Origin of the sequence: Paenibacillus hunanensis (assembly GCF_014645615.1) — a bacterium.
In the GTDB taxonomy this organism is placed as follows: Bacteria; Bacillota; Bacilli; order Paenibacillales; family Paenibacillaceae; genus Saccharibacillus; species Saccharibacillus hunanensis.
Genome location: NZ_BMMB01000001.1, coordinates 32,170 through 45,699, shown reverse-complemented (window position 1 = coordinate 45,699; position 13,530 = coordinate 32,170). Strand labels below are relative to the sequence as shown.

The following is a 13,530-nucleotide window of genomic DNA, read 5'->3' as shown; positions in this document are numbered from 1 at the left end:
TGCGCTCCTTTATTCATTCGCAACTAGATACCATCCTTACATTTCCAGATTCGCAGTCCAGCACATTCGCTGGTATGATACAAGTACAGCCATCGAAAACGACACCTATACATACACGCGACTATGCTATTTAACGATGAAAGGACGCATACCATTATGATCAATCTTCAACCTAATATCCACTGGCAGACTCCTGCTGTTACACGTCAGGAGCGGGAGCAGCGCTACGCACAACGCGGCAGACTATTGTGGCTAACCGGACTTCCTGGTGCAGGTAAAAGCACGATCGCCTTCGCGCTGGAACGAGCACTATTTGAACAGAATAAGCTCTGCTATGTACTGGATGGCGATAATATACGACATGGACTGAATGCCGATCTCGGCTTCTCCGCAGACGATCGCCATGAGAACCTGCGCCGAATCGGTGAGGTGGCTAAGCTTATGGTGGATGCTGGACAAATTGTGATTGCCGCCTTCGTATCTCCTTACAGCAGTGATCGTCAAATGGTGCGCCAGATGTTTGCCGAGGAGGACTTTGATGAGATTCATACCCATTGCTCACTTGATGTATGCGAGCAGCGCGATCCCAAAGGGCTGTACGCCAGAGCTAGAGCAGGTCAGATTCAAGGTTTTACCGGAATCGATGAACCATATGAAGTACCGGAAAAGCCAGAGCTGGTTATTAATACGGAGCTACTATCGGTGCAGGAAGCAGTGCTGTTGATGATGGAGACGCTGGAGCTGGGGTCTGCGCCCGTATAAAATCATTTCTATTCGTTGTTATATGCTGTTTATTTGGTTCACGATTCTATCTATCTATCTATCTATCTATCTATCTATCTATCTATCTATCTATCTATCTATCGTACTGCATGCTGATACACATCTGTGTATAATATCACGATGTACATCAGCACTTATTTATCGAATACCTGACTATACTTCCCAGTCATAAATTTATATTTACCAGATATACAGTACACCTATGTATCCGCATTTACTTCTTATACTCCACTCTTTCCGCCTATACCCCATACATCTATCTGCCGCACCACCTGCCTAGCCTTTAACACGGAGCAGATGTATGGGGAATATACCGCGTTTACCAATGACTTCATTGCCCTTGCCAGTATCGCTACAGCTACCAGTACAGCTTCCGATACTCCGTCGGTGTCATATTTTCCCGCGCCATAAATTGACGATTAAAATAACTCACACTTGGATAGCCAGCATCCTCTGCAATTTGTCCGATATTGCGATCTGGACGCTCCAGCAGCCATTGCTTTGCCATCTGCAAGCGAGAGCGTGTGATGAACTCCAGCGGTGTCATTTCGACTACCGCTTTGAACAGCTTGCAAAAGTAATATTCACTGACTCCTGCGCGCTCTGCCCATTCCCGTAATAAAAACGGCTGACATGCCTCCTGCTGCATCTGTGGTAGTAAGCCAAGAATGCGACTTTCCGCTTTGCCAGCACGCGTATTTTTGAGTGGAACTGCCTGATGAACGAACTCGGCAAGCACCGCATACGTGAGCGTGGATAGCTTGGCCTGATGCAGCATCCGATTATGCTCAGCTTCGGCTAGTAGCTCCAGATGCGCCTGCTCCCATTCGCCGCGCTGCCGTAGCGTCCATAGTAGATGTCGATGGAATCCGCGCTCGATCATATAATCATGCAGTCGTTCTCCATAAAAATGCACCCACCGTACATCCCACGGATCATCCTCACTGCTGTAATAATGCTGTCGTTGATGCGGAAAATAGAGCACAGCCTGCCCACTGCGCAGCTCATGCACCGTCCCATCCATCTCTACATATCCTTTTCCAGATGCCACATAATGAATATTAAAATTGTTCAGCGCGCCTTCTTCCCTTAGCACATGATGCTCTGGCTGCTGACTGTAATGTCCCACCGATTCCGGCAGGCAAAAATAAGGTTGCTCCTGCAAGGTCAGCAGTACGCTTTGTCTGGGCATGTCCGTCCTCCTTAATGACAATATTGTACTAATTCTATTCAATATATTATCATTTTCAAGCGCTTATTCATTCATTATAATCACAACATAGAACAATATAGCAACCCAGACAGGAGGATCTTTTTCATGACGCAAGAACGCAAACTACGCTGGGGTATTCTCGGTAGCGCCAGCATCGCCATTCGCTCGGTGATCCCGGGCATTCAGCAATCCAGCCTGAACGAAGTGACTGCTCTGGCGAGCCGTACACTGGACAAGGCAGAGCAAACGGCAACCGATCTGGGCATTCCAAAAGCCTATGGGAGCTATGAGGAATTATTAGCTGACGCTAGTATTGATGCCGTTTACATTCCGCTTCCGAACCATCTTCATTATGAATGGACACTACGTGCCGCAGAAGCAGGCAAGCATATTTTATGTGAAAAGCCAATCGCTCTGAATGCAGCACAGGCCGAGGAAATGGCAGCGGCAGCATCCAAAGCTGGCGTACATCTGGCAGAAGCATTCATGTATCGCCATCATCCGCGTTACGAGCAGATTCGCGATATTATCGCCAGCGGCGAGATCGGCGACGTGCGCGGCATCCATAGCACCTTTACCTTTAACAGCAGCGGCTCCGACGGCAACGTACGCTTCCGCAAAGATTGGGGCGGCGGCTCGCTGTACGATATTGGCTGCTATTCTATCAGCGCAGCGCGCATGTTACTCGGCAAAGAACCATCCGCCGCTACCGTAATCGCCATGTTCTCCCCTCAGCACGGTGAGGTCGACATGATGGCAAGCGGCCTACTCGAATTCGACGACCATATCGGCGTCACCTTTGACAGCGGCATGTGGGCAGCCTTCCGCAACACACTGGAAGTACTCGGCACCGAGGGCATCATCGAAGTCCCATCCGCCTACGTAAGCCCAGGCGACGAACGCTCCAACTTCTTCGTCACTGTCGGCGACAATCGCCGCGAAGTCCAGGTAGCCACACTCAACCAATACGCAGCCCAGGCCGATGCCTTCGCCCGCACCGTCCTAAACGGCGAAACACCACTCTACGACGCCGAAGACGCCGTACGCAACATGCGCGTACTAGACGCCTGCCTGAAGTCAGCCGAAGAACGCCAGCGTATCACATTGTAAACGATGCGTAGTGTGTAGACCTTCTCATTCAAAAAGTACAGGTTTCTACAGCTAGCAAAAGTTTAGAATAATCAAAATATAATAAAGTTTAGTCGTATACAGTAATCGTATTAGGTTAATCGCATATAGTATGTCTAAAATAAGTATCTGCAAAATCACTAAATTAAAAAATGCACAGCATTTTTTAAAACGGCCACACCACCCAAAACAGGATTAGAAAAGCTCCAACCACTACAACTTTCGGTGTATAGATGTATAGATCTTCTCAACTTAATTTGCAAGTAGCACGGAACGCAGGCAAGGAAATAAGGGAAAAGGACTCCTTTGGAGGGCGGGAATCTTCATTCTCACCCCATTCCAAAAGATTCCCGCGGCTCCACCCGAGTCCGTTCCCTTATTCCTTGCCGAAGTGATTGCTGCCCCTCAACACAAGTCAGCGAGAACACCCAAACAAGCACGCAATTTTTCTAATCCTATAACACCCACAAATGAAAGGAAGACTGATCCCAATGAAACATATCGAAATCCCAGGCGCAGGCAAACCCGTATCCACCCTGATCAAAGGCTCCGACTACTTTACCCACGATGCCTACGAAAAAGTAGTCACCAACCTCAACGCCTTTATCGAAATCGGCGGCAATACGATCGATACCGCATACATCTATTGCGGCGGTCAAAGTGAAGAAGTACTCGGAAAATACATGCAGGAGCATGGCAACCGTGACTCGCTTGTCATCCTCACCAAGGGCGCTCACCACGACCAGAATGGCCCGCGTGTCAATCCAGAGGCGATTCGCAATGACCTGATGACCAGTCTGGAGCGCCTGCAAACGAATTTTGTAGAGCTGTATGCCCTGCATCGAGATGATGAATCCGTGCCGGTTGCGGTCATTCTGGAAGCGCTTAATGAGCATATCGAGGCAGGTCGTATCGGAGCGATTGGAGCCTCCAACTGGACATGGCAACGGATGCAGGAAGCGAACGATTATGCAGCGTCCAACGGACTGACTGGCTTTACATTCAGCAGCCCGAACCTGAGTCTTGCCAAAGCGAACGAGCCATTCTGGGCAGGCTGTGTATCCGCAGATCAGCAGACGCTGGACTGGCATGAGCAGACTCAGCTTCCACTATTATCATGGTCATCGCAAGCACGCGGCTTCTTCACCGGACGCTTTACACCAGAGGTGCGTGACAACGAGGATCTTGTACGCGTATTTTACAGCGATGATAACTGGGAACGTCTGCGCCGCGCTGAGCAGCTCGCTGCGGATAAAAACACAACGACCATCCAGATCGCGCTCGCGTATGTACTCAACCAGCCATTCCCAACCTGTGCCCTCATCGGTGCGCAAAATCGCGAAGAACTGCTGTCCTGTGAGCAAGGCGCTGGCATTACACTCACGCGTGACGAGCTGAACTGGCTCGATCTGAGTGGAGCAAATCCTTCTGGTGTATAAGATCACCTGAACGTATATGAACGTATAACCACTATAGGCTTAACTATAGAATATGCGTATTCGTACCGCATTAACTTAGAACCAATAGTTATACTCACTGCAACAAACGAACAGCCAGCATATGCACTTCCGTCCAAAGGAAGCGATGCTGGCTGTTCGTTTATTATATAAGGTGAGCTACACAAGTAAGGGGTCACGAGCTTCGCGATGTTACAGGCTCCAATATACGTAACAAAAGATCACGTACCAGCGGAAATTCCACATCGCCATCCCGATCTAAAAAGTGTCCCACCTGTTCCACACGATGCAGCTCTGCCTGCAAGCACTATACGATAACCGGCCACAAAAATAACCAGATGCTAATAACTTCATTAACATCTGGCTAACCGATTGAATTGCTATTACTGCGCCGCATTCTGATATCCGAGCAATTGATGAAACGTTCCTTTCGTTTCACGAGACAATTGACCGAATTCCCCTGTCTGCACAATCCGTCCATCATCAACGACGACGACCTGATCGGCATTACGAATCGTAGATAGACGATGGGCAATAACGATCAGCGTAATGCGACCTTTAAGCTTATCGAGCGCCGCCTGTACCTTCGCTTCATTCTCGGTATCCAGCGAGCTCGTCGCCTCATCCAGAATCAGCACCTCGGGCTTACGTAAAATCGCTCGCGCCAGTACGACACGCTGACGCTCACCACCTGACAAACGCACGCCACGATCGCCAATAATCGTATCCAGACCTTCCGGTAAACGGCGAACAAATTCATCACAGGCTGCAAATTCCAGCGCTTCCCACAGATCGTCCTCTGTCGCATCGGGCTTCACCAGCAGCAGATTATCTCGAATGCTGGAATGGAACAGGAATGGCTCCTGTGCCACATAGCCGATCGAGTTACGCCAGGACAGCAGACGCTCCCCTGTTAATCGTTGTCCATCCACCTCAACTGCCCCATGCTGCGGCTCCATCAAGCCCATTAACAGATCGATCAGTGTACTTTTCCCAGCACCAGAGCGTCCAGCAATTGCCGTCATTTGCCCGGCTGGAATGAACAGATTAATATGTTGCAGCGCGGCTTCATGCCCTTCATTATAATGGAACGTCACATCTGTGCAGCGAATACCCTCCTGTAGTGGCTGGACAGGCCCTTCCCCATGCGCAACCGGACGATAGCTCTCCTCCGACTGCTGGCATTCCTTTTGCAGCTTGGATAACGCATGAAAAGCAGGAATGAGCGCGCTAATATACTCCAGATACGACTGAATACCGCTAAATCTCGGCCATAACCGGGCGAAGATCAGAATGATCAGCACCGAGCGCTCAGGCTGAAGCTGAAATACCTGTGCAGACAGCACGATAAAGCCGATAATGAACACCACCGAGATCAGCTTATAGATAAGCTGTGTGGTGGAGTTAAGCCGTACCTGCTGAATCAGATTGTATTCCAGCCGATTCGCCATATTGCGGAACCAGTTAAAATGTGAAGCCTCCAGCATATTGCTTTTAATATCTTTAATCCCGTTCAGATTCTCCTGAATACCGGAAAAATAATCCTGTGACAGCTCGGTCATCCGATCGCCGTATGCTTTGGATTTGCGTACAAAGCGACGTGAATACAGCGCCAGCAAGCCGCCACCAATTAGCACGAGCAGCGTCATTTTCACCGATATCACCATCGCAAAGCCGATTTGCAGCACGGTAAACAGAATCGAGGTTGCCAGCATCAGCACCAGATTCGTCCCCTGACTCACACGAGCGAGCTCAGTCGTGAGCATATGACTCAGATCGGACTTGCGCTTCCGCAGGAAAAAAGTCCAGTTCGAGCGCATAATCGAACGATACACGCGTAGCCGTAGCGACTTGATAAAGCCCTGCTGAATCTCTGCTCCCATCACCGATTGCTGACGCTGCATAAAGCCCTGCACAATCGTTAGTACACTATATAGTCCCAGCACAATCGCCAGTGAAGTGACGAGCGGCATCGAGCGCAGCGGTTCAAACACCTGTGCAAACGGCAAGGAGCCTGTACTGCCGCCAAATACGCCAATCAGACTGAGCAGTGGAATGAGCATATACAGCGTGACCATATCCAGTACACTAATCAGCAACATCAATAGCACATAGCCGTACAGACGCTTACCAGCATACTGACGTAGCTCATTGACATAATTGCGGACGATGTTCATTGCTCCACCTCCCGTTGTAATGCCGTACGCCGCTGCATACGACGATATAACAGCAGGAATGGATGCAGCGGATAATATAAAAAGTAAAGCCCCCTAGGTAACGGCAAGGTCTGCATATCCCAATCATCCGGTGCCAGCTTGCGCACCCAGAACAGCGCCTTTTGTCCTGACGTTTTGAGTGCATACTGATAGGCACGATAAGGCTTTGCCAGTGCTTCGGTTTCTGGTTCAGGACACAGATTCACCCGATTCGTAATAAATGGCAGCACACGAACCGCTAGCTCATGCGAGCGTGCATGCGCTGTCCAATGCTCCATTTCCGCATGAATCGGTGTGTGGAGCCAGCTGGCACTGAGCAGTAGCGCCTGACCGACAATATGCTCACAGCGATACTGGCGTGTGAGTTGTCGCAGCAGCGACCAATCCAGATTGCTGCGTGTTAGCCGATCGATATCAACAAGCCAGCGTAAACGGAACCAGGCATGACGTGCCCCGTGTACAGCCAGATAGATCAGCAAATCCTCCATCCCCAGCATATGTACATCGGTGCCGCCAAATGCTAGCGTCTGGCGACGACTCCATAGCTCCTCGAAGCCCTGCTCCTTCCCGGCATCGCCGTTGAGCCGCCAGTGCAGCTCAATCTCTACACCTGTCCGCTCATCTGTATACGATTCATGATTGTACCGCCAGCGCCAATTATGCGTCGTGCGCGGTACAGATTGTGTTTTGACATAGCCAAGCTCCAGTAACAGCTCCTCAGCTTGCTGTGCTTGCTCCATCGGCACGAGTACATCCAGATCCTTCGACGTGCGGCGAGATAGATCGCCATAGAGCAGCTGTGCCAGCACCGGCCCTTTGAGCTGTAATGCACGGATACCTCGTTCGCCCAGTAAGGCGCTCAGGCGCTGCATCTGTCCGCTGAGCTGAAGCATGGTGAAGGCATTACGATTGTACTTTTGCGTTAGCCACTGCTTGACCTGCTCCGGCAATAGCGGATGCTCAGCGCACTGCGCTTGAATGGTCGGATACACGCGATGATGATGCGCAAGAGCGACAAACTCTTTCCAATCCAGCGACGATGCTGTACGGGAAGTCATTTCGATGGATGACGATGCAGCTGATTCTGACTGGAGCAGCTCTAGCAACAGTGCCAGCTCAGCAGAATACATATGCGGTTCAAGGCTCCTTTGCTTGTTCATGGCGTACTCCTTTCATTAAGGTGGTGGGGTTACGATAGGTACACCACTCCGGGAAGGAATAAGGGGACGAACTCAGTGGAGCCGCGGGAATCTACGGATTAGGATAGAATGTAGATTCCCGCCCCTCCAAAGTCGTTCTTTCCCCTTATTTCCTTCCCTCCGTTCCATACGTATGCAAACCATGGAGGGAGAAGCAGCATCAAAACCTAACATCCATAATCTCCAATCTAATCCATAATCAATCGGAGATTGAGAATCAGAGATCAAAACTGTAAATACTCTTCTTCACAAAACCACTTTCCATCTAAAATGGTGTTAGAAATAAAATAGTGCTAGAAAACCACTAGTAATGGAACTGAAAAAGGAACAGCCTAAAAACCCTTCGCGAATTGACCGACTACCGTGTATTGCTCCAATTCCTTCGCTCCTGTTAAATAAAAGCGTCCGCTGCGTAGCCAGGCGTGAGCGGCGGTTTTGCCTTGTTCGTCGCGGCGCATGCCCAGATAGAGTGTGCTCGATAGACGGCGGCGATTAAGCATACGTTGAGCGGCGAATGCCATGACGAGGCATTCCGCTTCCCATGGGACATGCGGACTGACCAAATGTAGCGCGCGCGAGATTTGTACGGTCTGGCGGTGTTGTTCGCGCTCGCTTTCATAGGATGTTTCCTTCATGTAATCACCCAATGACGGTGATACGCGGGCAAAAGGGAGCTGCTTGAGCACACGTCCCCATGCCAGTGCGATCAATGCTTCGAGCATAAGTCGCCGCATATCGGCAGGGTAGCTGCGTAGCTTGCTCAGTTTATCGAGACGAAGTGCCTTGATCATCGATGTCGACCAGCCCTTCGCTCAGCATTTGACCCATGAATGTTGTCACCTGCTGCTTGCAGACCTCCTGTGATACTTCGTATTCTTCCAACAGACGTGCCACAATCTCATCTACAGTAGATGCCTGTGCGCTCAGGTCCCAGATTCGTCCGCCGATCGTGCCGAGATTGTAGTATTTACCGGATTGCACGTCTAGCATGACCTTTTCTCCATTCATATCACTGGCGATATAGTTTTTGTTTTGAACGAATCGCTGTTGATCGAGTCCTGTCATATTCGTCATTATATATTCCCCTCTCATCTTTTTATTCATGCCAGCTCACTGGCTAGATGCTCGTATTACTCTACTTCGTTAGCCTGTAAAGGCATGACCCTCTCCTTTGGTTTAGGAAATGTTCTGCTATTCTATCCGGCAATCCATTGCTCTAATGATCATCCATTCATTAATTACGCTCTCGCTTCATGCTCACTACGCACCAGCTGCACCACACGCTCCACGATATCCGGCGCGGTAAAGGCTGTCGTCGAACGATGAATCTGATATGCCTCCAGCTCACCTGCCAGCGCAGCCACCATCGAGAAATGCTGCTCCTTCAGATCGAGCCGCGGAATAATCGCGCTCCGATACGTATGTGCCAGTAAAATATGCAGACGCTCCAGTCGCTCCAGCTTATGGATCGACGCATACGGCTCTTCGGTTTTCACTAATTCAAACACGCCTGCCAGCGGAATCGGCTCATTATGGAATCGATCACCAACTGGAATGGCAAATTTATCATATTCATCGTGCAATGCTGAATATCCACTGGAGGACTGTCCAAAATGATCCAGACTTTCCTGCCACAGCTTTTGCTGCGGATAAGCGGGATAGACGAGCGGCACGCCATTTTCATAACTAATTGCAATCACATCATCACTAATAAGCGAATATCCAGATTGAAGGAAGCTCGCTGCCAGTGTGGACTTGCCCGCACCGGACTGCCCGACAAAGGCGTACGCACGTCCATCAATCGATAGTGCACTACCATGCAGTGGAAATAGACCACGCTGCATTAACAGCACCCCCATACACGTGCCTAGCACAAACAAACGAAGCTTTTCTGTACTCACTCCAGGGAGCCGATCAATCGTAATGGTCGAGCCATTTTGTACGCAAAAGGTCGCTGTATCCGGCATCCGAAATACAAAGCCCTCTGCCTGATTACTAAAATTCGTATCGCGCGAGCTAACGATAGCATCCCAGCGCGATAAGCTTGCCAAACGAACCGTAACATCTACATTTTTGCCTGCATGAGACACAGGCGGCAATTCAGGCAATGGAATCTCACTTTGAATTGCTAAACCAAATGCCTCATATACAGTTTGTTGAATGGTATTCATCATCTGGGCCTCCCAGCATGTTTCTGCGCTTTGCGCCAACATATAGTGTCATGCAAGCCTATTTTCAGAGCATCATATAGCTGTCTCACGATGCAAATGAAATCTGGCGCATACGGCGGTTGCTATGGTCGATTCACGAAGAAAATGGACCCTTATACCTATGAAATGTATAAGGGCCACCTTCATATTCAGCAAATACATGGGTCCAGGGATAAGTATCCAAAGTGTTCAGCACCTGCACTCATTATGTCGCTCTTGCTTACGCATGAAGCATCATGCCCTTAGCTGGCAACAACGATTTTGGGAAAAGCGAATCAGCTCGGGTTGTACAGGTCTGCGTCGTCGTACGTCACCCAGTCAATGGCTTTCCAGCCTTTACCTGCTGCGGTTTCGTTCATTTCCAGCACTTCCATGGCTGGCGCTTGCCACTGCATTTTTTCGTTCGTCATTATCGATTCCTCCTTGTCCGTTTAAGAAATGATTAGGTATGGTGTGATCGATCAGCTCGGATTATACAGATCCGCGTCGTCGTATGTCACCCAGTCAATAACTCTCCAGCCTTTGCCTGCCATTGTTTCATTTACATCCAAAACCTCTAACGTTGGAGCCTGCCATTGCATTTTTTCATTGTTCATGCGTTTGCCTCCTCAAATTTGGATATAAACAACGAGCGACTACCCCTTCTTCATTGCATCAGCTTGGATTGTACAGGTCAGCATCATCATAAGTAACCCAGTCGATGACTTTCCAGCCTTTACCTGCCATCGTGTCATTGACTTCCAGAACTTCAAGCTCTGGAGTGGTCCACTCCATTTTTGTCATTGGTTATATTCACCTCCTTTGTAGAGTATACGTTCGTGCTGCCCCTGCTCGTACTCACGCTCAGGCAAGACCGCGGATAAAGCGTCCCACGATCAAGCTGCGCATCAGCAGCCTTGTGGATGGGTTAAATGCCGCCTCTGCATCCGGCTCATCCCCCACCTCTTGTAGTGCACTTAATATATTGTCTGTGTTGACCCACTGCGCGACCGAGGCATCCCGGCATAGCTCGCGAATTTCGTCCGTGAAGGCGCCCCATTGCGGACGCATACGCAGCACCCAATCGGCTGGCTGTAGTCCACGTACCTTTTGATTAAGGCGAATTTTATCCGGTAGCTGCCCTTCGGTTGCACGGCGAATGAGTGCACGATCCATGCCATTTTGTACGTATTGATGGAAAGGGATGGATAAGCAGAACTTGACGATCCGCGGATCATTCGTCGGATCACGCTCCCATACGCCATAGCCCATCGATAGCTTCGATGTGACGGCACCATCCTTATTTGCAACTGCAAGATTGGCGAACTTGCTGTTACGAACCTCTTCATCGGTCATCGTATCGCTGCCGATCAGATCCAGCTCTGCCTGACGTACACGCTCCGCCATACCGGTTCGCGCCGCCAGCTCTGGATTAATCCAGCGCAGTGCATCCGGTCGCCCAAGATCCGGGCTACTTCGTACAAGACCTGGAAAGGCAGACTGACCAATTTGCTGTACAAGCTTTTTACGCCGTATGCCTGCATTGCGACTGTACAGCTTCAGCTCCTGATATAGACGCATCCATTGGAATTTACGCAGCATCTGCCCGTAATATTCGATCGCCGGCCCCCAGGAGATCGTAAAATTCCCCCGTGCTCCTGTTAGCAGCACGCCTGCTCCATGCTGCTGTGCCTGCTCAAAAATACCGCGAATCCAAAATGAATTTTCAAAATACTTGTACGGCATTTCCATCAACGATAACCAGTGCTCCACCTCACTGAGCGGACTCCGATCCGCAAAGTCCATATAATGATCATGGACTTCATTGACACGGCGTACATGCCGTACCGTTTCCTCGATATAAGGTCGCTCATTCGCCATAACTCGCGAGGAAGTCCAATCCTTAAAGCCTGGAATCGGTACAAAGCTATACGTATAAAGCGGCTTCTTTTGCTGAGATAGAATCGGTGCCGCATAGCTAACCACACTGCCCGAGTCGAGTCCACCGCTTAGCGTAGCAGCTACGCCATGTCGTGTGCGTACCTTCGAGCGCACAACCCGTGCAAACAGCTCACGGAACGCTTCCTCGTACTCACCGTCCGAGCGGAGCTGGAGTGGGCCATCTGGCAGCAGATTACCGTACTGCTCAATTCGACAACGACCTGATGCGACCGTGATCTTATGTGCTGGTGGAAGCTGATGAATCTCTTCATATACGGTGGCATGAATATCAGTCGATTCCTCCATCGCTACCGTAGTCAGAAATTCCGCCATCCACGGCGTGGACAGCTTACGCTTCACATGGCCTGTATGCAGCAGTGCCTCCATCGTACTGGCAAAGTAAAATTGACTCTGTCGATTCGCATAATATAATGTGCGGTTTCCCGACCAGTCGCGTGCGCCAAACAACCGTTCCTGCTTGCCATCCCAGATCATAAAGGCAAAATCGCCATTTAATCGTGAAGGCATCTGCTCTCCCCATTTGGTGTAGGCATGAATGAGCAGCAGTACATCCGGTAATTCGGGCTGCTGTAATAGTCCAAGCTGCTCCAGTAGCTCCTCCCGATTGTCCAGAATCACATCGCCTGTGATTGCCAGCTCGCGCAGAGCATCATAATAAGGCATGGGCTGACCTACCGATTCCGGTGTCACCCACTGATCATGACAGCCGAACCAGACGCGATCCTGCTGCCAGACGCCGGAACGATCCTTAGGATAGCGTGCCATTTGCTCCATCATTCGCTGTCCAGTCTGCTCCAGCTCTTCGGAAGACCATTGTTTACTGTGATCCCATATACCTGCTGCTGTACTCATTCACTCCACCCCTTTCCTGAGGATATTGATGTGTGTTATTTCTTTGATGTCTGTTACTTGTGCATGGTCACGAATCGTTCCGTTCGTCTGTCGCCACGATCGTACTTTTGACAGGATCGTACTTTTAATAAGCGAACGATTCGTTTTTTGTATGGTTGGCAGCTTTCATGATGCCCTTTGCACTTCTCAGCACCAGTATGACGATGTGCTGCAACCTATACTATTATGTATGAATTAACGTGTACTCCATTCATGTAACGGCTGACGATGTAGCAGTTGTGCTGCCTCTGCTCGAAGCTGATTGCTGGGCTCTCGTAGTTGCTCGATCTGACCTTTATATTGCTGTGTGCGCTCACTGTAATGCTGTACAAAGGTGTTCAGCTCCATCAGCTCTGCGATCTTTACAGGTGGTGCCTGCTGCTCCATTTCCTGCAAGGGCATATTATAGTAAACATCAGCTCCAACGACAAGTTGAGTAACTGCCTTAACCTTTTTTTCACAATAGCTCACCATTGCACCTCCAGTAGATCG

Annotated in this window: 14 protein-coding genes; 3 read left to right on the top strand and 11 right to left on the bottom strand. The window is 49.8% G+C overall.

Annotated features, from left to right (window positions below):
* Positions 1 to 156 precede the first annotated feature (156 nt).
* Positions 157 to 762, top strand: coding sequence for an adenylyl-sulfate kinase (cysC, locus tag IEX62_RS00170; protein ID WP_188773399.1), 606 nt, complete (start codon positions 157 to 159; stop codon positions 760 to 762).
* A gap of 379 nt (positions 763 to 1,141) precedes the next feature.
* On the opposite strand, the gene IEX62_RS00165 is transcribed toward cysC, so the two are convergent.
* A complete protein-coding gene (locus IEX62_RS00165; RefSeq protein ID WP_188773398.1) occupies positions 1,142 to 1,975 on the bottom strand; it encodes an AraC family transcriptional regulator in 834 nt (277 codons plus the stop codon).
* A gap of 126 nt (positions 1,976 to 2,101) precedes the next feature.
* Here IEX62_RS00165 and IEX62_RS00160 point away from each other — a divergent pair, with 126 nt between their 5' ends.
* Together IEX62_RS00160 and IEX62_RS00155 are read left to right on the top strand one after the other, a co-directional pair.
* Complete coding sequence (locus tag IEX62_RS00160) at positions 2,102 to 3,106, top strand: Gfo/Idh/MocA family protein (protein WP_188773397.1); 1,005 nt, start codon at positions 2,102 to 2,104, stop codon at positions 3,104 to 3,106.
* Positions 3,107 to 3,615: 509 nt separating this feature from the next.
* Complete coding sequence (locus tag IEX62_RS00155) at positions 3,616 to 4,563, top strand: aldo/keto reductase (RefSeq protein WP_188773396.1); 948 nt, start codon at positions 3,616 to 3,618, stop codon at positions 4,561 to 4,563.
* 401 nt (positions 4,564 to 4,964) lie between these two features.
* On the opposite strand, the gene IEX62_RS00150 is transcribed toward IEX62_RS00155, so the two are convergent.
* The 10 genes from IEX62_RS00150 to IEX62_RS00105 form a co-directional block, all read right to left on the bottom strand.
* Positions 4,965 to 6,758: an ABC transporter ATP-binding protein gene (locus IEX62_RS00150; RefSeq protein ID WP_188773395.1), complete on the bottom strand. Its 1,794-nt coding sequence runs from the start codon at positions 6,756 to 6,758 to the stop codon at positions 4,965 to 4,967.
* A complete protein-coding gene (locus IEX62_RS00145) occupies positions 6,755 to 7,957 on the bottom strand; it encodes a nucleotidyltransferase domain-containing protein (protein WP_188773394.1) in 1,203 nt (400 codons plus the stop codon). The genes IEX62_RS00150 and IEX62_RS00145 overlap by 4 nt, the downstream gene beginning before the upstream one ends.
* Positions 7,958 to 8,328: 371 nt before the next feature.
* Positions 8,329 to 8,787 (bottom strand): lasso peptide biosynthesis B2 protein, encoded by a 459-nt coding sequence (locus IEX62_RS00140; protein ID WP_188773393.1) that lies wholly within the window; start codon positions 8,785 to 8,787, stop codon positions 8,329 to 8,331.
* Positions 8,762 to 9,070 carry a lasso peptide biosynthesis PqqD family chaperone gene (locus IEX62_RS00135; RefSeq protein WP_188773392.1) on the bottom strand — a complete coding sequence of 103 codons (309 nt, stop codon included), beginning with the start codon at positions 9,068 to 9,070 and terminating at the stop codon, positions 8,762 to 8,764. Before IEX62_RS00135 ends, IEX62_RS00140 begins: the two co-directional genes overlap by 26 nt.
* A gap of 164 nt (positions 9,071 to 9,234) precedes the next feature.
* Positions 9,235 to 10,170, bottom strand: a complete 936-nt coding sequence (locus IEX62_RS00130; RefSeq protein WP_229685529.1) for a phosphoenolpyruvate carboxykinase (ATP) — start codon at positions 10,168 to 10,170, stop codon at positions 9,235 to 9,237.
* 311 nt (positions 10,171 to 10,481) lie between these two features.
* Positions 10,482 to 10,616, bottom strand: coding sequence for a paeninodin family lasso peptide (locus IEX62_RS00125; protein ID WP_188773391.1), 135 nt, complete (start codon positions 10,614 to 10,616; stop codon positions 10,482 to 10,484).
* Between the two features lie 51 nt (positions 10,617 to 10,667).
* Positions 10,668 to 10,802 (bottom strand): paeninodin family lasso peptide, encoded by a 135-nt coding sequence (locus tag IEX62_RS00120; RefSeq protein WP_188773390.1) that lies wholly within the window; start codon positions 10,800 to 10,802, stop codon positions 10,668 to 10,670.
* Between the two features lie 58 nt (positions 10,803 to 10,860).
* Positions 10,861 to 10,989: a paeninodin family lasso peptide gene (locus IEX62_RS00115; RefSeq protein ID WP_188773389.1), complete on the bottom strand. Its 129-nt coding sequence runs from the start codon at positions 10,987 to 10,989 to the stop codon at positions 10,861 to 10,863.
* A 60-nt stretch (positions 10,990 to 11,049) separates the two neighbouring features.
* Positions 11,050 to 12,999: an asparagine synthase-related protein gene (locus IEX62_RS00110; protein ID WP_188773388.1), complete on the bottom strand. Its 1,950-nt coding sequence runs from the start codon at positions 12,997 to 12,999 to the stop codon at positions 11,050 to 11,052.
* A 234-nt stretch (positions 13,000 to 13,233) separates the two neighbouring features.
* Positions 13,234 to 13,512, bottom strand: a complete 279-nt coding sequence (locus tag IEX62_RS00105; protein WP_188773387.1) for a hypothetical protein — start codon at positions 13,510 to 13,512, stop codon at positions 13,234 to 13,236.
* Positions 13,513 to 13,530 lie beyond the last annotated feature (18 nt).